This is a genomic window from Mesorhizobium sp. M1B.F.Ca.ET.045.04.1.1 (assembly GCF_003952465.1).
Lineage (GTDB): Bacteria > Pseudomonadota > Alphaproteobacteria > Rhizobiales > Rhizobiaceae > Mesorhizobium > Mesorhizobium shonense.
In genome coordinates, this window is record NZ_CP034448.1 from 71851 (window position 1) to 93815 (window position 21965).

A 21965-nucleotide genomic window follows, 5' to 3' on the forward strand; every position below is an offset into this window, starting at 1 on the left:
CTTGTCGCAAGGTAGCTGCGGGTTGTGCATCCAGTAGCGGGCAGCATGCCTAGGAGATTGGCCAAAACGCACGTCTCTTCGTCATCCACGGGCGGAGCAAGGAGCGCAGCGACGCGGCGCAGACCCGAGGATCCATTCCGTGACATCCGAGTGTCGCAACCGCGCAGAATTCTGCTCCGTTGCATTCGCCGGCCGATGTAACGGAATGGATTCTAGGGTCTCCGCGACGTCGCTTCGCGACTGCTTCGCCCTAGAATGACGAAGTTTGGAGATATCGGCCAATCGCGAGTGTTTTGCGCCTCATCCTGGGACGCGGCTTGGCGTCAGCCGACCTTTCCACCCAGATGCGCCTTCAGCGCCATCTGGGCGAGGCTCGCCTGTCGGTCGCGATGGGTGATCATGGCGAAATCGCGCTTCGGCAGATCGACCGGCACGGACCTGAGGCTCCCCTCCGCCAGGGAGCGCGCGACGACCAGCTCCGAGATGATGGTGGCGCCGGCGCCGGCCTCCACCGCCTGACGCACGGCCTCGTTGCTGGGCAGCACGAGAAATATCTGCAGCTCCGCCGGCGCGACGCCCTCGCTGCGCGCGATCCCGCGCCTCGCCGTCCGCGCTCCCGGATGATCCGAGCGCCAGCGCCCTGATGTCGAGGTTTCCCGCCGGCGTCATCGGAATGTCCGGGTGCGAGCGCGCCACCACCAGCATGGGGCGATCCTCGTCGACCGTGGCGCGCCGCAGGATGTCGGACTCGGTGCGTCCCTCGACCAGGCCGAAATCGGCCCGGCCGTCCAGAACATTGGCCTCCACCTGCCTGGTGTTGCCGATGGTGACGCTGAGGCGCACCGCAGGATAGGCTTCGTGGAAGGCGGCCAGGCGCCGCGGCAGCCAATAGCTGGCGATGGTCTGGCTCGCAGCGATCGAAAGGCTGCCGGTGACGGTCTGCGAAACATGTTCCAGCACATTGTGGGCGGCCGCCGCGCGTTCGAGGACCGCCTTGGCTTCGGGCAGGAAGCGATGACCGGTCTGCGCCAGCTCGATGTTGCGGCCGACCCGATTGAACAGGCGCACGCCATGCTGGCTTTCGAGCGCGCGGATCGCGGCCGAGGCTGCCGACTGGGAGATGCCGAGCAGCTCGGCCGCCTTGGTCATGTGGCCGTGCTCGGCGACGGCGACGAATATGCGCAACTGATCGAGGGTCATGGCCAACTAAGAAGCAAAACCGATCGGAATTACAAGTACCGCTTGTTAGACAGATCAATTGCTTTGTTCTAAGTTTTTGCCAAAGCTTGGAAAAAATTGGCTGTTCTACAGCCAAGGTTGGAAATGATCGGGCGCTTCAAATTCCTTTTCGCGCACTGGACCCGCCGGCTGAGGCGGCAGCTCGCCGGCGAGCGCTACCACCCCGAGCTTCACTACATGCGCGGACCGGGGCCGAAGACGAAGGCCAGGATGGCGGGCGGCAAGGGCGTTCGCGGATCATGAACTCGGCTGCGCCGCGCGGCGCCAATTCCGCACCCTCCCAGCGACCGCTAGCCGACACGTGCGCGCCCGACGAAGGCGACGGGGTCGACACCTCGCCGAGCGTCTCCGACCGCATCGCCAAGACCACCTGCTACATGTGCGCCTGCCGCTGCGGCATCGACGTCCACATCAAGGACGGCAAGGTGCGTTACATCAGTGGCAATAAGGACCACCCGGTGAACCGCGGCGTGATCTGCGGCAAGGGCAGCGCCGGCATCATGCAGCACTACAGCCCGGCGCGGCTGAGGAAGCCATTGCTGCGCGAGGGTCCGCGCGGCTCCGGCGAATTCCGCGAGATCGAATGGGGCGAGGCATTCGCCATCGCCACCGAGCGACTGTCGGCGATCCGCCGGACCGATCCGAAAAAGCTCGCCTTCTTCACCGGGCGCGACCAGTCGCAATCGCTGACCGGCTGGTGGGCGAGCCAGTTCGGCACGCCGAATTTCGCCGCCCATGGCGGCTTCTGCTCGGTCAACATGGCGGCCGGCGGACTCTACACGGTCGGCGGCTCGTTCTGGGAGTTCGGCGAGCCCGACTGGGACAACACCAAATACTTCATGCTGTTCGGCGTCGCCGAAGACCATGATTCCAACCCGATCAAGATCGGCCTCGGCAAGCTCAAGGCGCGCGGCGCCAAGGTGGTGTCGGTCAACCCGTGCCGCACCGGCTACAATGCGATCGCCGACGACTGGATCGGCATCCAGCCGGGCACGGACGGGCTGTTCGTGCTGGCGCTCGTCCATGAATTGCTGAAGGCCGGCCGCGTCGATCTCGACTATCTGCTGCGCTACACCAACGCCGCAGTGCTCGTGACTCAGAAGCCCGGCGCGGCCGATGACGGACTGTTCGTCCGCAACGATGCCGGCAACCTGCTTGCCTGGGACAGGGCTGGGAAGGTTCCTGTCGGCGCCGGCGATCCCGAGGCGAAGCCAGCGCTGACCGGCAGCTACACGGTCAACGGCCATCGCTGCGTGCCGGTGTTCCAACTGATCGCCGACCGCTACCTGGACGAGAGCTATTCGCCGGATGCTGTTGCAGGGCGCTGCGGCGTCGCTGCAGATACGATCCGCCGCATCGCGGCGGAGCTGGCGCATGTCGCCTTCGAGCAGACGATCGAATTGCCGGTCGCCTGGACCGACTGGGCGGGCCGGCGGCACGAGACGATCAGGGGACGGCCTGTCTCGATGCATGCCATGCGCGGCATCTCGGCCCATTCCAACGGGTTTCATACCTGCCGCGCGATCCATCTGCTGCAGGTGCTGCTCGGAACCGTGGACGTGCCTGGCGGCTTCCGCTTCAAGCCGCCCTATCCCCGTTGCGCACCACCTGGACCAAAACCCGCCGGAAAAAACGTCCGGCCGATGACGCCGCTGGACGGCATGCCGCTCGGCTTCGTCTGCGGGCCCGACGATCTGCTCGTCGACGAGGCCGGCCGCCCTACCCGCATCGACAAGGCCTATTCCTGGGAGGCGCCTTTGGCCGCGCACGGCCTGATGCACTCGGTCATCCGCAATGCCTGGGCCGGCGATCCTTATCCGATCGACACGCTGATGATGTACATGTCGAACATGGCCTGGAATTCCTCGATGAACACCGTCGAGACGATTCGTATGCTGACCGACAAGGACGTGGCTGGCGCGTACAAGATCCCCTTCATCATCTATTCCGACGCCTATTATTCCGAGACGATGCCGTTCGCCGACCTGGTGCTGCCCGACACCACCTATCTCGAGCGCCACGACTGTATCAGCCTGCTCGACCGGCCGATCAGCCATGCGGACGGGCCGGGCGACGCCATCCGCTATCCCGTGGTGCAGCCGGATCGCGACGTGCGGCCGTTCCAGTCGGTGCTGATCGAGCTCGGCGCGCGGCTCGGCCTGCCCGGCTTCGTCACCGAGGACGGCTCGGCGAAATACCGTGACTATGCCGACTACATCGTCAACCACGAGCGTGCGCCCGGCATCGGTCCGCTCGCCGGCTGGCGCGGCAAGGACGGACGTTCGATCGGCAAAGGCGAGGTCAATCCAGACCAGCTGCAGCGCTACATCGACAATGGCGGCTTCTGGCACCACGATTTTTCCGACGACCAGCGCTACTACAAGATGGGCAACCGCGCCTATCTCGACTTCGCAGTCCAAATGGGCTTCATCGCCAGGGCGGAGCCGATCGTTTTCCAGCTTTATTCAGAGCCGATGCAGCGCTTCCGGCTGGCCGCGCGCGGCCATGGGAAATCGCAGCCGCCGGAGGCCGAGCGCGGCCGCATCGAAGCCTATATGGACCCCATGCCCTTCTGGTACGCGCCCTTCGAGGACGAGGCCATTGACCTGCAAAAATATCCGCTGCATGCGCTGACGCAGCGGCCGATGCATATGTACCATTCCTGGGGCTCGCAGAATGCGTGGCTCAGGCAGATCACCAGCCAGAACCGGCTGTTCGTGCACAGCGAAACCGCAGCGAGGCTTCGGCTGGCCGATGACGACTGGGTGTGGATCGAGAGCACCAACGGCAAGGTGAAAGGGCAGATCAAGCTGATCGACGGGGTGAATCCGGACACGGTCTGGACCTGGAATGCGATCGGCAAACGGCGGGGCAGTTGGGGCCTGAAAGACGATGCCGCAGAGAGCAATCGCGGCTTCCTGCTCAACCACATCATCGGCGACCTGACCCCGGCCGACGCCAACGGCAAACGCTATTCGAATTCCGATCCGGTCACCGGGCAGGCTGCATGGTTCGACGTGCGCGTGCGCATCACCAAATGCGCGCCCGAAGAAGCCGGCTTCACCGAGCCGCAATTCGAGCGTTTCCGGCAGCCGCCAAATGTCGGGCCTTCGCCGGACGTGCTTCGCTTCGGCGCCGCGTTCCGCATGAAGAGGGAAGCCGCCGAATGACATGCCTTCCCGCTCATACCGAGAAGAAGCTTGGCCTCGTCATCGACCTCGACACCTGCGTCGGCTGCCAGGCCTGCGTCACCGCCTGCAAGGAATGGAACGCCGGCGGCCACATGGCGCCGCTGACCGACATCGATCCCTATGGCGGTCGTGCCGACGGCGTCTGGTTCAACCGCGTGCACAGCTATGAGCACACGACGGAATTGGGCGGCCGCACGGTGAACTTCCCGCGCTCCTGCCTGCATTGCGAGCAGCCGGCCTGCGTCACCGTCTGCCCGACGGGCGCCTCCTACAAGCGTGCCTCCGACGGCATCGTGCTGGTCGACGAGGACAAGTGCATCGGCTGCAAATTGTGCAGCTGGGCCTGTCCCTATGGCGCGCGCGAGTTCGACACCGATGTCGGCGTGATGAAGAAATGCACGCTTTGCGTCGACCGCATCTACAACGACAATCTGGCGGCGGAAGACCGGGTACCGGCCTGCGTCGCCGCCTGCCCGACCAGCGCCCGGCATTTCGGCGATCTCGGCGATCCGGCTTCCGCGATATCGCAGCTTGTGGAGGAGCGCGTCGGCGTCGACCTGATGCCTGAGCTCGGCTATAAGCCGACCAACAAATACCTGCCGCCGCGCGCCCGCAGCGAACGCGCGGCGAAGGTGGACGCGCCTGCGCTGGAGCCTATCAAAGCAGAAGGCGGCTTTCTCGGCTGGATCGACCGCATGCTTTCGAACTAGCTTCAGCCAATCATGCATCCCGCCTTTTCCGTCGTCTTCTTCACCATCGCCACCGGCGCCGGCTACGGCCTGCTGGCGCTGCTCGGCGTGCTCGGCGGATTTGGATTGATCCCAGCCGATTTCTGGCTTGGCCTTGCCGGCATGGGCCTGGCGCTCGGGCTGATCATCGCGGGCCTCTTGTCCTCGACCGGTCATCTCGGCCGGCCCGAGCGCGCATGGCGCGCCTTCTCGCAATGGCGTAGCTCCTGGCTGTCGCGCGAAGGTGTTTCGTCGGTCGCGACCTTCATTCCCGCCGCATTGTTCGGTATCGGCTGGGTGCTGCTCGGCAGTAGCGGCGGCTGGGTGGCTGTCGCCGGCCTGTTGACGGGGGCCGGCGCTATCGCGACAGTCTCCACGACGGGCATGATCTATGCCTCGCTGAAGCCGATCGCGCAGTGGCACAGCCGCTATACTTTGCCGGCTTATCTTATTTTCTCGGCGATGACAGGCGGCGTGTTGCTGAATGCCCTGCTCCAGAGTTTCGCCGTGGGTTCGACGGCGGTGCTGGTCTGTGCGCTGCTTGCCACGCTCGCGGGCTGGGCCTGGAAGCTCGCGACTTGGCGGCACAACGACCGGCTGGAGATCCCGACCACCGCCAACACGGCGACGGGCCTCGCCGGCGGCACGGTGCGGTCGATCGAATGGCCGCATACGGAAGAAAACTACCTGCTCAAGGAAATGGGATTCCGCATCGCCCGCAAGCACAGCGCGAAGCTGAGGCGGATCACGCAAATTATAGCTTTCGCTGTGCCGGCTATCTTGCTCGCTATTGTCCTTGCCTCGCCGTGGCCCTTCGCGGCGATTGCGTCGGCGCTTGCGGCCATCTCCCAATTTGCCGGCATGCTTGTCGAGCGCTGGCTGTTCTTCGCCGAGGCGAAGCACACCGTCACGCTCTATTATGGCAGGGAGTAGGGTTCAGCCCGGCCGCAGCATCGAGCCTGAGATCGCAAAAATTCGCTCGGCGCCGAGCATATAGGCCATCAGCGTTTCCAGCCGGAACAGGCCGGCATAGGCGCGGTCGAGCACGTTGAGCGAGCCGGTATAGGCGCCGAAGGCCGGCATGATCATGCGGCCGCCGTCACCGGCGAAGCAGCGACGCCTGACCGAGCGGCCGCGCTGCACGATGCGCGCGCAGGGGTGGAGATGGCCGGCGATCTCGCCTTCGACCCGCAGCTTCGAGGGCTCGTGGCGGAAGACGAGCGAGCCGATGGCGAGTTCCCTCACCGTCTCGCCGGGCAGGTCGGCGGGAGCATCCGGATCGTGGTTGCCGGCGACCCAGAACCAGTCGCGGCCGGCCATCATCGCCTCCAGCCGCTCGCGGAAGCTCAAATGCATGCGCTCGGCGCCGCCGCCATCGTGGAAGGAGTCGCCAAGGCTAACGACGATCCGCGGCTGATAGTCGGCGATGACAGCCTGCAGCCTGAGCAACGTGGCGCCGGTGTCGTAAGGCGGGATCAGCGCGCCGCGCCTGGCGAAGGACGAACCCTTTTCGAGATGCAGGTCGGAGACGGCGAGCAGCCTCAAATCGGGGAAATAGAGCACGCCGCGCCGGTCGCAAACCGCGCGCTCGCCGGCGACGCCGACAAGATCGGCCTCGGCGATCAGCGTTGCGCGCGACAGCGAAAAATTCATCCCCTCTCCGTTCCCATCTGTTTTACGCAATTCCGGACGGAAAACCGCTACACATTTTTCCTGGAAGTGCTTCCAGCCCGCTACCCTCGGCCCATCGCCTCTTCGACCAGGTCGGCGGCTTCCATCAAGAGCGTGTCGTTGGCGCCGCCATTGACCGATTCCTTGCCGATCTCCAGCATCACCGGCACCGCCAGCGGCGAGATCTGGTCGAGATGCTTATGCACGATTCGACCGCGCACACGCGAGAGCATCTCGCCAAGTCTGCTGACATCGAGCAATCCGGCCGAGGCGTCGGTGCGTGTCGCCTGCAGCAAAATATGGTCAGGTTCATGGCTGCGCAGCACGTCATAGATCAGGTCCGCCGAGACCGTCACCTGGCGGCCGCTCTTTTCCTGGCCGGGATAGCGCTTCTCGATCAGCCCGGCGATGACCGCGCAGGTGCGGAAGGTGCGCTTCAGCATCCAGCTGTCGTTCAGCCAGGCTTCCAGATCGTCGCCCAGCATGTCCTCGTCGAAAAGTGCGGCCAGCGACGGCTTCTTTGCCTTGAAAAGTGCCGCCATATCGTCCAGCGCCCATACCGCGAGCGAATAGTCGGTGGCGACGAAGCCGAGCGGCCTGGCATGCGCGCGCTCCAGCCGGCGCGTGAGCAGCATGCCAAGTGTCTGGTGCGCCAGCCGCCCCTCGAAGGGATAGGCGACCATGTAATGGCGGTTGCCGCGCGGAAAGGTCTCGAGCAGGAGGTCGCCGCGCTTCGGCAGCACCGACTTTTCCTTCTGCAGTCGCAGCCAGTCGGCCACTTGCTCGGGCAAGACCTGCCAGCGGTCGCTGTCGGCCAGCATGCCGCGCACCTGCTCGGCGAGGTAGGTCGATAGCGGGAATTTGCCGCCGGCATAGGACGGCACGATGATGTTGGCGCCGGCGCCGTTGGAGACGACGCATTCGTTCTCGCGGATGCCTTCGAAGCGCAGCACCTTGCCGGCGAAGAGGAAATTGTCGCCCGGACGTAGGGTCTCGGCGAAATACTCCTCGATCTTGCCGAGCACCGGCCCACCGCGGCCGGCCATGCCGCGGCCCTGCCGGACATAGCGGATATTGAGCTCCGGCATCTCGACGATGGTGCCGACATTCAGCCGGTATTGCTGCGCGACGCTCGGATGCGAGACGCGCCACAGCCCGTCCTTGTTCCGGCGGATGCGGGCATAGCGCTCGTAGTTCTTGAGCGCATAGCCGCCGGTGGCGACGAAATCGACGACGCGGTCGAAAGTCTCGCGTTCAAGCGCCGCGTAAGGAGCGGCGCCGCGCACCTCCTCGAACAGAAGGTCGGCATCGAACGGTCCGCCGCAGGCGACGCCCAGCACATGCTGGGCGAGTACGTCGAGCGCGCCCTTGACCAGCGGCGGCGTGTCCTGCGCGCCGAGATAGTTGGCGTCGAGCGCGGCGCGGCATTCCAGCACCTCGAAGCGGTTGGCCGGGATCAGGATCGCCTTCGACGGCTCGTCCATGCGGTGGTTGGCGCGGCCGATGCGCTGCGCCAGGCGGCTGGCGCCTTTCGGCGCGCCGACATGCACGACCAGGTCGACGTCGCCCCAGTCGATGCCGAGATCGAGCGTGGAGGTGGCGACGATGGCGCGCAATGCATTGTCGGCCATCGCCTTCTCGACGCGCCGGCGCTGGCCGACGTCGAGCGAACCGTGATGCAGCGCGATCGGCAAAGAATCCTCGTTCGCCCGCCAAAGCTCCTGAAACAGCAGTTCCGCCTGGCTGCGCGTGTTGACGAAGAGAAGCGTCGTACGGTGCTGCTTTATCGCCTCGTAGATTTCGGGAATGGCGTAGCGGGCCGAATGTCCCGACCATGGCACCCGCTCGCGCGAGTCGAGGATGGAGATGTCGGGCTTGGCGCCGCCGGCGACCGTGATCAGCCCGGCCATGTCGGGGTTCTTTGCTTTTTTGGGCGGATTCTGCGCAACCAGCCAGCGCCGCAATTCGTCCGGCTCGGCGACGGTTGCCGACAAACCGATGGTCTGCAGCTTGGGAACGAAGCTGCGCAATCGCGCCAGGCCGAGCGCCAGCAAATGCCCGCGCTTCGAGGTGACGAGCGAGTGCAGTTCGTCGAGCACGACATAGCGCAGATCCTCGAAGAAGCGCTTGGCATCGCTTGATGCGATCAGCAGGGCGAGCTGCTCGGGCGTGGTGAGCAGGATATCGGGCGGCACCAGCTTCTGCCGCTGGCGCTTGTGCGAAGGCGTGTCGCCGGTGCGGGTCTCGATGGTGACCGGCAGGCCGATCTCCTCGACCGGCTTGCCGAGATTGCGCTCGATGTCGACGGCCAGCGCCTTGAGCGGCGAGATGTAGAGCGTGTGGATGCCGCGATGCGCCTGGCCGGGTTTGCGGCGCGGCCGGCTGGCTAGTTCAGTCAGCGAAGGCAGGAAGCCGGCCAGCGTCTTTCCGGCGCCGGTCGGCGCGATCAGCAGCACCGATTGTCCGCTTTGAGCCTCCGCCAGCAGCTCGAGCTGGTGGACGCGCGGCGACCAGCCTTTTGCTCCGAACCATCTGACGAATGGCTCGGGCAGGAGAACGGCGGCATTCTGTTCGGCAAGGCGCGGCTGCTCTGTCACGCGTGAAGAGGTAGCGCGACGGCGAGCACCCGCCAAGAAAAATCGGAACAAAAGGGGATCGTTCTTCCCCTTCTCCGCTTGTAGGGTCCGAAGAACGGGGCGAGACCCGTGGCTCACCCCCGGGCGGTGGATCGGCGCGCAGCGCCGAGACGGATGAGGGGTGTTCCAGCTTGGCGCCGCTACCCCTCACCCGGATTGCCAGCCGATTTGCGAAGGGCAAATCGGGGCAATCCGACCTCTCCCACAAGGGGAGAGGTAGAGGCGCTATGGCCTCCTGAAACCCGTCGGTCCGCCATAGAGATAGCCGATGCGTTCGACCGCCTCCTTCAGCCCTTCCCGCGAGACCAGCATGGTGTGGCCGTTGGCGTGGATCATGTCTTTCGCGTCGGTCATGATCGCGACGTGGCCTTTCCAGAAGACGAGGTCGCCGCGCTGGAGCCCGGAAAAGCCAGGGCCCGGCTCGAGCGGCGTGCCGATCGATGCCGCCTGCATGTCGGCATCGCGTAGCGCATCCTTGCCGGCCATGCGCATCGCAAGCTGCACGAGGCCGGAGCAGTCGATGCCGAAGCCGGAGACGCCGCCCCAGAGATAGGGCGTGCCGAGGAAGCTCTCGGCCACCGTGACATAGTCGTCGGCCAGTTCCGCGACCGGCTGCAGATGGCGGGCGATGATCGCCTGGCCAGACGGCAGCAGCGCGTAGTGCGTGCCGCGCGTTTCGGCGGCGCCCGTCACCGTCACCGCCGAGCCCATCGACAATTGTCCGCTGATCGGAAAGCGCAAGTCGGGCCCCGGATAGAGGAAGGTGCGTGGCACGGAGACGATGTGGGTCGGCGCATGCTCGCGAGCCCCAAGAACATTGTCGGCGACATAGCCGACATAGCCGTCGCGCTCGGCCTGCACCCAGGCCCAGCCTTCCGCGTCCTCGAAGACAAGCACGTCGTCGCCGAACAGCGCCTGGGTGTTGACGCCGGCATTGGGGCGCGGCGCCTTGCGCAGGTCGGCGACGGCTGCCGTGATCCGCGCCGGCCGGCCGGCAACGAAGCGGTCGGCGGCGACTTCGCCCTTCAGCCTGGCATCGGCGAGATCGGAACGGAAGGCGTGAAGGCGGGCATCCCTGGCAGTCAAATCGGCAATCCAGTCAGTTTGGCAATCGGTCAGATGGGCAGCTCATGCGCCCGGGCAACGATACCATCGCCGAAGCGCTCGACAAAGAGCGCGCCTTCGACCGTGCGCCGGATGAGCACGTTGCGCTTGTCGAGCTCGTCGCGGTGGCGCGAGACCAGCTTCAGCGCGCCCATCGTGTCGAGCGCCCTGGTGATGACCGGCTTGGTGACGTTGAGCCTGGCGGCCAGCCCGCGCACCGTGTGCGGCGGCGGATCGAGATAGATGGTGAGCAGGATCGCCGTCTGGCGCATGGTGAGATCGGGCGCGCCATCGCGCACCTGCGACAGCAACACCTGCTGCCACAGTCGCAAGGCCTGGCCCGGGCGCATCGAGATCGACATGCCGTAAGCATGACGGCAAATTGTTTCGCTTCCGTTTCAGTCCACCGCGTTTTGCCGGGTTCTCGCCGAGTATTTGTTTTACGCAATTACGGACGGAAAACCGCTGCGCACTTTTCCTGGAATTGCTGTCTTTGTCTGACGCAATTATGGACGGAAAACCGCTGCGCACTTTTCCTGGAATTGCTGTCTTGCCTGACGCAATTCCGGACGGAAAACCGCTGCGCACTTTTCCTGGAATTGCTCTATCCGAACCGCATCGAAATGATTCGCTCCAGCGCGCGAATGCCTTGCGCCTCGCCGCCCGTCAGGCCGTGCGGACGATCATTCGGGTTCCACGCAAAAATGTCGAAATGCGCCCAGCCGGGCGTTTTCTCGACGAAGCGCTTGAGGAACAGAGCCGCGGTGATCGATCCGGCAAAGCCGTCCGTGGTGACGTTGTTGATGTCGGCGATCTTCGAGGACAGTTTTGCATCGTATGGGCGCCACAAGGGCATGCGCCACAGCGGATCCTCTACGGCGAGCGAAGCCGCAGCCAGGTCGGCCGCCAGCGGCTCGTCGCCGGTGTAGAAGGGCGGCAGGTCGGGGCCGAGCGCGACACGCGCGGCTCCGGTCAGCGTCGCCATGTCGATCAGCAGGGCCGGCCTTTCCTCGTCGGCGAGCGCCAGCGCGTCGGCCAGGACCAGCCGGCCTTCGGCGTCCGTGTTGCCGATCTCGACCGTGATGCCCTTGCGGCTCCTCAGCACGTCCCCCGGCCGGAAGGCGTTGCCGGCAATCGAATTCTCGACCGCTGGGATCAGCACGCGCAGCCGGACATTCAGTTTCGCCGCCATGATGACGGAGGCGAGACCGAGCACGTTTGCGGCGCCGCCCATGTCTTTCTTCATCAACAGCATGCCCGACGAAGGCTTGATGTCGAGGCCGCCGGTGTCGAAGCAGACGCCCTTGCCGACCAGCGTCACCTTCGGCGCATCGCCCGGCCCCCAGGTCATGTCGATAAGCCGCGGCGCGCCGGTCGAGGCGCGGCCAACGGCATGGATCATCGGGAAATTCCGCGCCAGCAGGTCGTCGCCATGGATCACGGAGATGTCGGCGCCGCGGACCGCCGCGAGCGTCCGTGCTGCCTCTTCCAATTCGGCGGGGCCCATGTCGCTGGTCGGCGTGTTGACGAGGTCGCGCGTCAGGAAAATACCCTCGGCGATGCGACGCAGATGCGTGCCGTCAGCACCGGACGGCAGTGCGAAGCGCAGCGTCTTACCGGGTTTCCTGCCGTAGCGGGCAAAAACATAGCCGCCGAGGACGAGCGCCAGCGCCGCAAGATCCGGCGCGGGCAAATCCTGGGCAAAATGCCATTCGCCCTCTGGCAGCGATCTCGCCAGGGCGCCGACGGCAAGCTGGCTCTCGCCGTCGCCGATGCCGAACAGCGCGCCGGCGAGCGCGCCATCCTCGCCCGGCAGAACGAGCGTGCGGCCCGCCTCGCCGGAAAAGCCGTTGGCCCGTGCCCAGGCGACGGCGGAAGGCGGAAGATCAGTGCCGTCGAGGCCGTCTCTTCCCACGAGATAAACTGGCAAGGCGGATTCCGGCTTCTGGTCAATGAGTTCGACAGGCATTCGATGGTCTCCAGGTGGGCACGGCGAGTCGGCTTCTTAACGGTCCGTTAGGGTTAACAGAATATTTCTGCGGGAGGGAAGACGGCCAACCAAGGGCCGCACAGGAACGGAGACCAGGTTCCGATGCCGATCGCAGCGCCGAACGTCAAAAACAAGCGTCTGATCACCGCGGCATTCGTGGCAGCGCTGGCGGCCAGCATGGCGGGCTGCGGCAGCACCAGCAAATTCACCACCGGCTCCATCTCCCGCTCCGACAGCAGGCCGCTGGAGACGATGTCGGCTGGCGAATTGCACAGCGCAACGACAAGGCTTGGCGATTCCTATGCCAGGAACCCGAACGACAAACGCATCGCCACAAATTTCGCCGCGGCGCTGCAGATGGATGGCGACGCCGACCAGTCGCTGGCCGTGATGCGCAAGCTCGCAATCGCCTACCCCAAGGACCGTGACGTGCTCGCCGCCTACGGCAAGGCGCTGGCCGCCAACGGGCAGTTCGAGCAGGCGCTCGATGCCGTGCGCCGCGCCCAGACCCCGGAATATCCGGATTGGCGCCTGGTGTCGGCGGAAGCCGCGATCCTCGACCAGATGGGGCAACGGGACGAGGCTCGTCAGGACTATCGAAAGGCGCTCGAGCTCAAGCCGAACGAAGCTTCGATCCTCTCCAATCTCGGCATGTCCTATGTGCTGGAGGGCGACCTGCGCACGGCCGAGACCTATATGCGTTCGGCCGTGCAGCAACCGAACGCCGACAGCCGCGTGCGGCAGAACCTTGCGCTGGTCGTGGGCCTGCAGGGCCGCTTCGACGAGGCCGAAAAGATTGCCTCGCAGGAGCTTTCGCCGGAGCAGGCGCGAGCCAACATCGCTTATCTGCGGCAAATGCTTGCCCAGCAGAACGCCTGGAGCCAGCTCAAGGATCAGGACAAGGACAAGGCGAAGGTCGCGACCAACTGACCGCGCGGCTGCGCGGCAATCCATCTCTGCCGGACAAGGAAAGCCGCGCGGCATCCGCCACGCGGCTTTGTCGTGACCTAAAGCGCGTCGCGATCTTTCAGATTCGCTCCATGCGCTTTAGGTTTTTTTTTTGATTTTACGCATGTCTTTGTCCCGAAACCGGTCCCACTTTCGGGAGACATGCTTTAGACAGCTTCGCCTACTCGCTGCTGGAATTGTGCTGGTCGCCGAAGATGCCGCGCTGGCTGACCTGGATGCCGGCCGGCCCCAGAATGATGGCGAACAGAACCGGCAGGAAGAACAGGATCATCGGCACGGTGAGCTTCGGCGGAAGTGCCGCGGCCTTCTTCTCGGCCGCGTTCATGCGCATGTCGCGGCTTTCCGAGGCCAGCACGCGCAACGCATGCGCCACCGGCGTGCCGTAGCGCTCCGCCTGGACCAGGGCCTGGGTTACCGCCTTCACCGAATCCAGGCCGGTGCGGCTTGCCAGGTTCTCATAGGCGACCTTGCGGTCCTGCAGATAGGAGAGTTCGGCATTGGTGAGCACGAATTCCTCGGCGAGGGCCACGGACTGGGCGCCGATCTCGTCGGCGACCTTGCGAAGCGCTGCTTCCACCGACATGCCGGATTCGACGCAGATCAGCATCAGGTCGAGCGCGTCAGGCCATGCCAATTGGATCGACTGCTTGCGCTTGGTCGCGCGGTTGTTGACATAGAGGATCGGCGCATAGAAGCCGGCATAGGCGACCAGAACGCAGACGAACAGCTTGATGAAGGCAGGTTGCTGCGGCAGACCGCCGAGAAGGAACACGTAGATCGCCGCCAGCGCGAAACCGATGAAGGGCAGGACCAGGCGAAAGAACAGGAAGCGCGTCAGTGGATTCTGGCCGCGGAAGCCCGCCACTTTGAGCTTCTGCAGCGTGCCTTCGTCGGCAAGCGCGCGCTTGAGGTCCAGTCGTTCGACAATGTTGCGCATGCCGATCGACTGCTCCTCGCGCAGGCCCTTGCGGCGGCGGTCGGCTTCGCTGGCGAGGCGCGCACGCTGCTTTGAACGCAGCTCGTCACGTTCGAGCGCCACGCTTTTCATGCGCGCCTTGAGCTGATTGCCGCCAAGTGCCGGCATGAGCGTGAAGACGGTCGCAAAAACCGCGATGCCGACCAGGAGCGCGATAAGAAAGGAAGGATCGGTTAGCGTCTTGACGACCTGGTCTGTCATTGGGTCCGCGTCCCTACACTTCGAAATTCATCATCTTGCGCATCACCAGGATGCCGATCGACATCCAGACGCCGGAGCAGCCGAGGATCAGATTGCCGACGCTGGTCGTGAATAGCGGCATGATATAGTTCGGGCTTGAAAGATAGACGAGGAAGGCGACGACGAACGGCAAGGCGCCGATAATGACGGCGGATGCCTTCGCTTCCATCGACAGCGCCTGCACCTTGGCCTTCATCTTCTTGCGATCGCGAAGCACGCGCGAAAGATTGCCCAGCGCCTCGGAGAGATTGCCGCCGGCCTGCGACTGGATCTGGATGACGATGCCGAAGAAGCCCGCCTCGCTGCATGGCATGGTCTCGGACATGCGCAGCGTGGCATCCGGGATCGACAGACCCATCTGCTGGGAATCGACGATGCGGCGGAATTCGGCCCGAACGGGTTCGGGAGATTCATTGGCGATCAGGCGGATCGCATCGTTCAACGGCAGGCCGGACTTGACCGCGCGCACGATGATGTCGAGCGCGTTCGGGAATTCCTCCAGGAAAGCCTTCACCCGGCGCGCGCGGCGGAACGACACGAACCAGCGCGGCAGGCCGAAGGCGCCCGCCAAGAGAGCGCCAGGCAGGACCAGCAATGGCGCACCGGCGAGATAGACGAGAAAGGTAAGCACGATCCCGCAGATCACGGAGTAGAGGTAGAAACGCTCGATGGAAACCGTCATGCCGGCCTGGCGGATCTGGGCCTTCAGAGGCGGCTTCTTGATATTGCGGTCGTTGGATTTCTGCTTTTCATCGAGCTGCTTGAGCGAATCCTGGAGGTTTTTGCGCCGCCGGACCACTTCCGCGGCCCGGTCGCGCGAAGCCTTCACCACCGACCGGTCGGTCTCGGCCGCCTTGATCGTCTCAAGCCGCTTGCCGGCCTGCTTTTCGTTATCGATGCGCTTGAACAGGAAAGCATAGGCCACTGCGCCGGCGCTTAAGCCCGCAAGCACGACGAAAGCCAGAACCGTGGTGTCAATTCCGAACATCGACCGGGATCCCCAGGGCGGTTCGCCGCTTCAAAGAAACGGCGAACCGCCCTATTTCTTTGTTTAGACGCAATTCCGGACGGAAAACTGCTTCACACTTTTCCTGGAATTGCTTCAGACCTCCAGATGCATCAGTCAGCGCGTTTCTCCATGGCCTCGAGCGCATTGGCCAGACGCTGCTCCTCCCCGTAGTAGCGGGCACGATCCCAGAAATGCGGCCGGCCGATGCCGGTGGAGACATGCTCGCCGATCAGACGGCCGCTCGAGTCTTCGCCCTTGATGTTGTAGAGGACGAGATCCTGGGTGATGATGACATCGCCTTCCATGCCGATCACCTCGGTGATGTGGGTGATGCGGCGTGAGCCATCGCGCAGACGCGCCGCCTGGATGATGACGTCGACCGAGCCGACGACGATCTCGCGCACCGTTCTCTGCGGCAGCGAATAACCGCCCATGGCGATCATCGATTCAATACGGTTCAGGCATTCGCGCGGGCTGTTGGAGTGGATCGTTCCCATCGAACCGTCATGGCCGGTGTTCATCGCCTGCAGAAGGTCGAACACTTCCGGACCGCGCACCTCGCCGACGATGATCCGTTCGGGCCGCATGCGCAGGCAGTTCTTGACGAGGTCGCGCATGGTCACCTCGCCCTCGCCTTCGAGATTGGGCGGCCTGGTTTCGAGACGGACCACGTGCGGCTGCTGCAGCTGCAGCTCGGCCGAATCCTCGCAGGTGATGACCCGCTCCTCGCGATCGATGTAGTTGGTCAGACAGTTGAGCAGCGTCGTCTTGCCCGAACCGGTACCGCCCGAGATGACGACGTTGCAACGGACGCGGCCGATGATCTTGAGGATCTCCGCGCCTTGCGGCGAGATAGCGCCGAACTTGACCAGCTGGTCGAGCGTCAGCTTGTCCTTCTTGAACTTGCGGATGGTGAGCGCGGTGCCATCGAGGGAGAGCGGCGGCGCAATGACGTTGACGCGCGAGCCGTCGGGAAGACGCGCGTCGCAGATCGGGCTCGATTCGTCGACGCGGCGACCGACCTGGCTGACGATGCGCTGGCAGATGTTGAGGAGCTGCTGGTTGTCGCGGAAACGGATGCTGGTCGGCTCGACCTTGCCGTTGACCTCGATGTAGACGTTCTTGGAGCCATTGACCATGATGTCGGCGATGTCGTCGCGCGCCAGCAGCGGCTCCAGCGGCCCATAGCCAAGCACGTCGTTGCAGATGTCCTCGAGCAGCTCTTCCTGCTCGGAGATCGACATCGCGAAGTTCTTGATCGCGATGATGTCGTTGACGATGTCGCGGATTTCCTCGCGCGCACTTTCCGGATCGAGCTTGGCGAGCTGCGACAGGTCGATCGTGTCGATCAGCGCGGAGAACACCTGGCTCTTGGTGTCGTAATACGTCTCGCTGCGCTCGCGCTGGACCCTTCTCGGCGGCTCGGGCGCCATCGGCGGCGCCTCGATCGGGCGGCGAACGGGGGGCGCAGCAGGCGTGCTCGGCGCCGACGCGGCCGGCCGATCGGGAGCCATCGTCCCGGCCGGAGCGGGAGCGGCGGGAGGAGGTGCCGGCGGACGGAATTCGGGAGCTGCCCGGCTGCCGTCGTCTTTGCCTCTTTTACCAAACATGATCGATTACCCGATGCCGCTTTGCGAGCGTCACTTCTTGTTGCGCGAAAGCTTGCCGAGGATGGAGCCCAGACCTGCCTTCTTCTTCACCTTGATTTCGCTGCGCCCGGTCAGCACATGCGCGATTTCGTTGATCGTGCCGACGACCGGGCTCTTGGCGTCCATCTCGCCAAGCATGCGGCCATTGTTGGCCGCGTTGCCGAACAGCAGCGGCTCGAAATTGATTACCGCCATGGGGGTGATGCCGAGCGGTTCGGAAAAATCCGACGCCGCGATCTCCGGCCGTTTCGGAACGCCTGCCTGATTGATGATCAGCTTCGGCGGCGGGTCGTTCGGACGCAGCCGCTTCAGCATGTCCACCATATTCTTGGTGTTGCGCAGATTGGCGAGTTCGGGCGTGGCCGTGATGACGATCTCATCGGCCTTGATCAGCGTGCTCTTGGTCCAGCCGCTCCAGACGTGAGGGACGTCGAGCACGAGCAAAGGCGCGCTGCGCTGCGCCGTTTCGATGACCTGGGAGAAGGCGTCCGGATCGAAATCGTAGACGCGCTCGAGCGTGGAGGGTGCCGCCAGCAGGGACAGATGCTCGGCGCACTGAGCGAGCAGCCGGTCGAGATAGACCTCGTCGACGCGCTCGGGTGAAAACACCGCCTCGGCGATGCCCTGCGCGGGGTCCTGGTCGAAGTTGATGTTGGCGGTGCCGAAGGCGAGATCGAGATCGGCAACAACGACTTCAGACTTGAACAATGACGACATCGCCCAGGCGACGTTGTGGGCGATCGTCGAGGAGCCGACGCCGCCCTTGGCGCCGATGAAGGCAATGGAGCGGCCGATCGGATCGGACTCGGGATCGACGAAGATCGACGACACGACGCTGACGATGTCGGTCATCGAAACCGGCGCGATGACATATTCGGAAATGCCGGAACGGATGAGCTCCCGATAGAGGCCGACATCGTTGTAATGGCCGATGACCACGACCTTCGAGGACGGATCACAATATTCGGCGAGCTGAGTAAGCTGTTCGAGCAGCTGTTTCGGCTCGCTGCGCGATTCGAGCAGGATCAGGTTGGGTGTCGGCGCCGACTGGTAGAATTCGATCGCGGTGGCGATGCCGCCCATATGGACCTTGAGATGGGCCTTGGCCATGCGGCGATCCTCGCCGGCACGCCCGATGGGGCTGGCGACGCCCTCGGTCTCGCAGAAGGCCTGGATGGAAATGCGCGGCACCGGGCGCAGCGCCTGCATGGCGGCGATGTCCTGTTGCGAGAGATCGCCGGTATCCGCGGGCGTGTCGTAGGCAAGATTGCTCATCGTCATGCTCTTTCCGTCATCCGGCGCGGCTCAGTACGTCACTTCCGAATTGCCGAGGAACTCGTCCGAAATGCCTCGGGCACGATAGACATCGATCACCGCGCCGCGGTTCTCGGCATCGATATCGGACTGCTTGCGCGGCCCGATCAGATCGTTGGGGTTGGCCATCTGAGCTGCAAGGTTGTTCTGGTAGGAACAGCCGAAGTCGGCGTAATGCTTGTTCTCCGACGTCTCCGCGAGGTCGTCCGGCCAACGCCCGCATCTGTCGGTCTGGGCCCTCACCGCGACAAAGGCGACGCGCACCGGCGCCGAGGCCTCCGGCACGGCAGACTGATAGGACGTCATGACGATCCGGTTGCGCTTCACACCGGCGGCCATGGCAAGCCGGGCAAAGTCGCGGCTGGCCGCCCGAGCGGCAAGCTGGTTGGCGGACCCGACCGGGGTCGCGATCGTCAACGTCGGCGCGGCGCTCCTGTCGTAGTTATCGAGAAAACCGAGCAGTGAGTCGCGTTGCGCGCCAGTCATGCCGCGATCGCCGGCGCCGACAGGAAGGTCGATCTTCTGGTTCTTCTCGGCGATGACGATGGGATGATTTGTGCGGTAGTCGTCCGGGATGGCGCCGACCGTCACGCTGTCGCTGTGCCAGTTGGCGCAGCCGGCGAGCGACGCCGCAAGCGCGATCGCCAGGGCCGGGACGACAGACCGGCGGATGCGCTCCCGGCCCGATCCTGTCGTAGCGATCGTGATGGCCTTATATGCTGACTGAGACATGTCCGCTTTCCCGCTCACTTGTAGATGAAGCCGACCACGCCGTGATAACGGCCGGGTGGCCTGTCGGTCTGCATGGTGCCGTAGACGCGGTTGACGCGGCCAAGGAACATGCCGGCGCCGTCGCTCGGCGGATTGAAATTGTCGTCGGGCTTGGCCAGTTCGTTGCGCGCCACCGGCCTTGCCAGGTAAGGCGTGATGATGATGACGAGCTCGCTCTCGTTGCGCACGAAGTCCCTGCTACGGAACAGCGCGCCAAGCACAGGGATCTTGGCCAGGCCGGGCAGTCCTGAAACAGCCTGGCGAACGTCGTCGCGGACGAGGCCGGCAATCATCATCGATCCGCCCGAAGGCAATTCGACGGTGGTATCGGCCAGTCTCTTGCGAAGCGACAAAATCGTCATGCCAGGCGTGGTGCCGCCGCCTTCGATAGTCGCCGAACCCTCGGTAGTCGGCTCCGAAACGGCGGTTCTGACCTTGAGGCTTATGCGCCCGGCCGACAGCACGACCGGCTGGAACTCGAGGCCAATGCCGTACTCGAGTTTGTCGAAACTATATGTGGTCAGGCCGGTCTGGTTGTCAGTCGACACGTTGCTCGAGCGTCCGCTGACCAGATTGTATTCGCCGCCCACCTTGAACGTCGCCTTCTCGCCGGAAACGGCGGTGAGGGTCGGCTCCGCCAGCGTCTTCATGACGCCGCTTTGCTCCATGGCATTGATGTAGGTCTGGATGCCGTTACCGACGGTGTCTCCCACCAACAAGCCGGTTGACTGCGAAATCGGCTTGCCCAACCCGAAGGCGGGAGAACTTGCCGTGCTGAAGGAAATGCCGTTGGCGCTGCCGCTGCCGATCATGTTGACGCCAAGCTGCTTCATCACCGAGCGGCTGACTTCGGCCACCGTCACCTTCAGCGTCACCTGATCGTCGCCGACGATCTGCAGCAAATTGACGATCTTGGAGACCCGGCGCTCCTGGTCGGGATTGTTGATGTCGACGCCGCCATTGGCCGATCCGCCGGCGGCCGTCTGCGAATATTGGCCGGTCGTGGCTTCACCGCCCGAGACGAAGATGGTCGCCAGGTCGACGGCGCGCTTGGCGTCGAGCGGCGTGTCCACCATACCGGTCAGGATCACGTTGTCGTTCAGCAACTCGACCTTGATGTCAGAGGACGGAAGGAAGCGCTTGAGATAATCTTCCAGTCCGGCGACGTCGCGTTCGACCGCAAGGTCGAGGCTGGCGATCTGCTCGCCGTTGGGACCGAAGACGAAGATGTTGGTTTCACCGACCGCCTTGCCGAACAGATAGATGCGCCGCGCCGTGCGCGTCACCGCGTCGGCGACCGCCGGATTGGCGACGAGGATGTCGTAGGCGTCGCTCGGCAGATCGATGACCACCGATTTGTTGAGACCGAGCTTGACGCGCTGCGTGGCGACCGAGGCCGTCACGCCTGTCGCCCTGTTCGCGGCCTTGGCCTCGACGAGGCCGGACGCATTGGCGCCGAGGAGGAACAGGCCGATTGCCGCCGCCGCCATGACTGGCAGTTTGCCGTTTAGCTTCATTTCCTTGCTCCCACTTCGGAAACTTCGCCCGACTTGATCAGCCGCACCGTGCCGCGCCGGCCATTGCCGTTCACCAGATAGTCGGCCTCGCCCAGGCTCTTCTCATTCGCGTCCACGATCGGACGCAGCGCCAGTGTCAGGCGGTCCGCCATCTGCTGCGCCACAGTGATGATCTCCGCCTGCTGCGGCGTCAGCTCCAGCGTCGCGGTCTGGCCGACCCTGGTCTTCTTGCCTTCCTCGTCTTCCTGGATGGTCTGGTCGATGGCCAGAACGCGGATGTTCTTGAGGATGGTCTCGGTGTTGAAGCCGCTGCCGCCGTTACCGGTATCGCCGCGCCGGGTCATGATGACGTCGACGAAATCATTGGGCAGAATGAAGCCGCCTGCCGATGTGTCGGCCGATATGGCGGTCGCCACGGCGCGCATGCCGGACGGCAGGATCGACGACATGAAGCTCTGCCCCTCGCCGACCAGCTTGGAGCGCCGCAACGGCTCGCCGGTATACATGGCCACACGCGCCACCGAGCCCTTGAGCTTTTCGACCGCATCCGGTTCGGCGGCACGGGTGATGAAATTGGCGTTGACGCCGCTGGCCGGCCACCGCTCCCAGCCGATGTTGTCGCCGAGCTGGCTGCCCATGGCGACATCGCCGGAAAGCACCAGCACATCCTGCAGCGCGATCGCCGGCTGCTTGGGGGCGTCGACGACCACCTGGGGCGGCGGTACCGCCACCATGTTCTTCGCGACATAACCCGCGCCACCCGCCGCGGCCACAGCCACGCCCAGAATAATCAGTCGGGATGCTGGCATTCGTCCGAACCCTTCGCCTCAAGGCAAACCACCTCGCCAGGTCGGACTTTGCAGTTGCAATCGTCAAAACAAGGTTAATGCAATGCTTACGATCGTGATTAATTTAAGGTTTACTCAAATTGGATGGAACCGCTCGCCGTTAACGAAAAAGG

17 protein-coding genes and 1 pseudogene are annotated in these 21965 nt (G+C 64.3%); 5 read left to right on the plus strand and 13 right to left on the minus strand.

The features are described 5' to 3' along the window. Nucleotides 1-323 precede the first annotated feature (323 nt). Nucleotides 324-1200: pseudogene (locus EJ071_RS00320) on the minus strand (LysR substrate-binding domain-containing protein). A gap of 123 nt (nt 1201-1323) precedes the next feature. Between EJ071_RS00320 and EJ071_RS38305 the strand changes: the two are divergent. From EJ071_RS38305 to EJ071_RS00335, 4 genes are read left to right on the plus strand one after another with little or no spacing between them, the layout of a single operon-like run. After that, nucleotides 1324-1482, plus strand: a complete 159-nt coding sequence (locus tag EJ071_RS38305) for a hypothetical protein (RefSeq protein WP_189521389.1) — start codon at nt 1324-1326, stop codon at nt 1480-1482. Beyond that, the gene (locus EJ071_RS00325; RefSeq protein ID WP_126096288.1) at nt 1479-4409 is read left to right on the plus strand and encodes a molybdopterin oxidoreductase family protein; all 2931 of its coding nucleotides are present in this window, start codon (nt 1479-1481) and stop codon (nt 4407-4409) included. Before EJ071_RS38305 ends, EJ071_RS00325 begins: the two co-directional genes overlap by 4 nt. Then, entirely contained in the window at nt 4406-5140 is a 735-nt protein-coding gene (locus EJ071_RS00330) for a 4Fe-4S dicluster domain-containing protein (RefSeq protein WP_126096289.1), read from the plus strand. Before EJ071_RS00325 ends, EJ071_RS00330 begins: the two co-directional genes overlap by 4 nt. A gap of 12 nt (nt 5141-5152) precedes the next feature. Next, nucleotides 5153-6091, plus strand: coding sequence for a DmsC/YnfH family molybdoenzyme membrane anchor subunit (locus EJ071_RS00335; RefSeq protein ID WP_126096290.1), 939 nt, complete (start codon nt 5153-5155; stop codon nt 6089-6091). Nucleotides 6092-6094: 3 nt separating this feature from the next. On the opposite strand, the gene pdeM is transcribed toward EJ071_RS00335, so the two are convergent. The 5 genes from pdeM to EJ071_RS00365 all read right to left on the minus strand — a co-directional run bounded on the left by pdeM (nt 6095) and on the right by EJ071_RS00365 (nt 12538). After that, nucleotides 6095-6811 carry a ligase-associated DNA damage response endonuclease PdeM gene (gene pdeM / locus EJ071_RS00340; protein WP_126096291.1) on the minus strand — a complete coding sequence of 239 codons (717 nt, stop codon included), beginning with the start codon at nt 6809-6811 and terminating at the stop codon, nt 6095-6097. A gap of 80 nt (nt 6812-6891) precedes the next feature. Next, nucleotides 6892-9426, minus strand: coding sequence for a ligase-associated DNA damage response DEXH box helicase (locus EJ071_RS00345; RefSeq protein ID WP_126096292.1), 2535 nt, complete (start codon nt 9424-9426; stop codon nt 6892-6894). A 264-nt stretch (nt 9427-9690) separates the two neighbouring features. Then, nucleotides 9691-10551, minus strand: a complete 861-nt coding sequence (locus tag EJ071_RS00350; protein ID WP_189521390.1) for an NlpC/P60 family protein — start codon at nt 10549-10551, stop codon at nt 9691-9693. Between the two features lie 29 nt (nt 10552-10580). Further along, complete coding sequence (locus tag EJ071_RS00355; RefSeq protein WP_126096294.1) at nt 10581-10931, minus strand: MarR family winged helix-turn-helix transcriptional regulator; 351 nt, start codon at nt 10929-10931, stop codon at nt 10581-10583. 242 nt (nt 10932-11173) lie between these two features. Continuing rightward, nucleotides 11174-12538 (minus strand): leucyl aminopeptidase family protein, encoded by a 1365-nt coding sequence (locus EJ071_RS00365; protein WP_126096295.1) that lies wholly within the window; start codon nt 12536-12538, stop codon nt 11174-11176. 123 nt (nt 12539-12661) lie between these two features. Here EJ071_RS00365 and EJ071_RS00370 point away from each other — a divergent pair, with 123 nt between their 5' ends. Beyond that, the gene (locus EJ071_RS00370) at nt 12662-13489 is read left to right on the plus strand and encodes a tetratricopeptide repeat protein (protein ID WP_126096296.1); all 828 of its coding nucleotides are present in this window, start codon (nt 12662-12664) and stop codon (nt 13487-13489) included. 199 nt (nt 13490-13688) lie between these two features. Here the strand turns inward: EJ071_RS00370 and EJ071_RS00375 are convergent, their stop codons facing one another. The 7 genes from EJ071_RS00375 to cpaB all read right to left on the minus strand — a co-directional run bounded on the left by EJ071_RS00375 (nt 13689) and on the right by cpaB (nt 21813). Beyond that, nucleotides 13689-14705 carry a type II secretion system F family protein gene (locus tag EJ071_RS00375; RefSeq protein ID WP_126096297.1) on the minus strand — a complete coding sequence of 339 codons (1017 nt, stop codon included), beginning with the start codon at nt 14703-14705 and terminating at the stop codon, nt 13689-13691. A 13-nt stretch (nt 14706-14718) separates the two neighbouring features. After that, entirely contained in the window at nt 14719-15732 is a 1014-nt protein-coding gene (locus EJ071_RS00380) for a type II secretion system F family protein (protein ID WP_126096298.1), read from the minus strand. A 131-nt stretch (nt 15733-15863) separates the two neighbouring features. Further along, on the minus strand, nt 15864-17363 hold the full coding sequence (locus tag EJ071_RS00385) for a CpaF family protein (RefSeq protein WP_126096299.1): 1500 nt from the start codon (nt 17361-17363) through the stop codon (nt 15864-15866). 30 nt (nt 17364-17393) lie between these two features. Beyond that, complete coding sequence (locus tag EJ071_RS00390) at nt 17394-18677, minus strand: CpaE family protein (RefSeq protein WP_189521515.1); 1284 nt, start codon at nt 18675-18677, stop codon at nt 17394-17396. Between the two features lie 30 nt (nt 18678-18707). Continuing rightward, complete coding sequence (locus tag EJ071_RS00395; RefSeq protein WP_126096301.1) at nt 18708-19448, minus strand: CpaD family pilus assembly protein; 741 nt, start codon at nt 19446-19448, stop codon at nt 18708-18710. Nucleotides 19449-19462: 14 nt separating this feature from the next. Further along, a complete protein-coding gene (locus EJ071_RS00400) occupies nt 19463-21004 on the minus strand; it encodes a type II and III secretion system protein family protein (RefSeq protein ID WP_126096302.1) in 1542 nt (513 codons plus the stop codon). After that, nucleotides 21001-21813, minus strand: coding sequence for a Flp pilus assembly protein CpaB (cpaB, locus tag EJ071_RS00405; RefSeq protein WP_126096303.1), 813 nt, complete (start codon nt 21811-21813; stop codon nt 21001-21003). Before cpaB ends, EJ071_RS00400 begins: the two co-directional genes overlap by 4 nt. Between the last annotated feature and the right edge of the window lie 152 nt (nt 21814-21965).

What these genes read in the sequence shown, in the direction of transcription:
- pdeM (WP_126096291.1), bottom strand. Translation starts at nt 6,811, where the DNA reads ATGAATTTTTCGCTGTCGCGCGCAACGCTGATCGCCGAGGCCGATCTT.
- EJ071_RS00325 (WP_126096288.1), top strand. Translation starts at nt 1,479, where the DNA reads ATGAACTCGGCTGCGCCGCGCGGCGCCAATTCCGCACCCTCCCAGCGA.
- EJ071_RS00355 (WP_126096294.1), bottom strand. Translation starts at nt 10,931, where the DNA reads ATGTCGATCTCGATGCGCCCGGGCCAGGCCTTGCGACTGTGGCAGCAG.
- EJ071_RS00370 (WP_126096296.1), top strand. Translation starts at nt 12,662, where the DNA reads ATGCCGATCGCAGCGCCGAACGTCAAAAACAAGCGTCTGATCACCGCG.
- EJ071_RS00365 (WP_126096295.1), bottom strand. Translation starts at nt 12,538, where the DNA reads ATGCCTGTCGAACTCATTGACCAGAAGCCGGAATCCGCCTTGCCAGTT.
- EJ071_RS00330 (WP_126096289.1), top strand. Translation starts at nt 4,406, where the DNA reads ATGACATGCCTTCCCGCTCATACCGAGAAGAAGCTTGGCCTCGTCATC.
- EJ071_RS38305 (WP_189521389.1), top strand. Translation starts at nt 1,324, where the DNA reads ATGATCGGGCGCTTCAAATTCCTTTTCGCGCACTGGACCCGCCGGCTG.
- EJ071_RS00380 (WP_126096298.1), bottom strand. Translation starts at nt 15,732, where the DNA reads ATGTTCGGAATTGACACCACGGTTCTGGCTTTCGTCGTGCTTGCGGGC.
- EJ071_RS00335 (WP_126096290.1), top strand. Translation starts at nt 5,153, where the DNA reads ATGCATCCCGCCTTTTCCGTCGTCTTCTTCACCATCGCCACCGGCGCC.
- EJ071_RS00375 (WP_126096297.1), bottom strand. Translation starts at nt 14,705, where the DNA reads ATGACAGACCAGGTCGTCAAGACGCTAACCGATCCTTCCTTTCTTATC.
- EJ071_RS00390 (WP_189521515.1), bottom strand. Translation starts at nt 18,677, where the DNA reads ATGAGCAATCTTGCCTACGACACGCCCGCGGATACCGGCGATCTCTCG.
- cpaB (WP_126096303.1), bottom strand. Translation starts at nt 21,813, where the DNA reads ATGCCAGCATCCCGACTGATTATTCTGGGCGTGGCTGTGGCCGCGGCG.
- EJ071_RS00395 (WP_126096301.1), bottom strand. Translation starts at nt 19,448, where the DNA reads ATGTCTCAGTCAGCATATAAGGCCATCACGATCGCTACGACAGGATCG.
- EJ071_RS00385 (WP_126096299.1), bottom strand. Translation starts at nt 17,363, where the DNA reads ATGTTTGGTAAAAGAGGCAAAGACGACGGCAGCCGGGCAGCTCCCGAA.
- EJ071_RS00400 (WP_126096302.1), bottom strand. Translation starts at nt 21,004, where the DNA reads ATGAAGCTAAACGGCAAACTGCCAGTCATGGCGGCGGCGGCAATCGGC.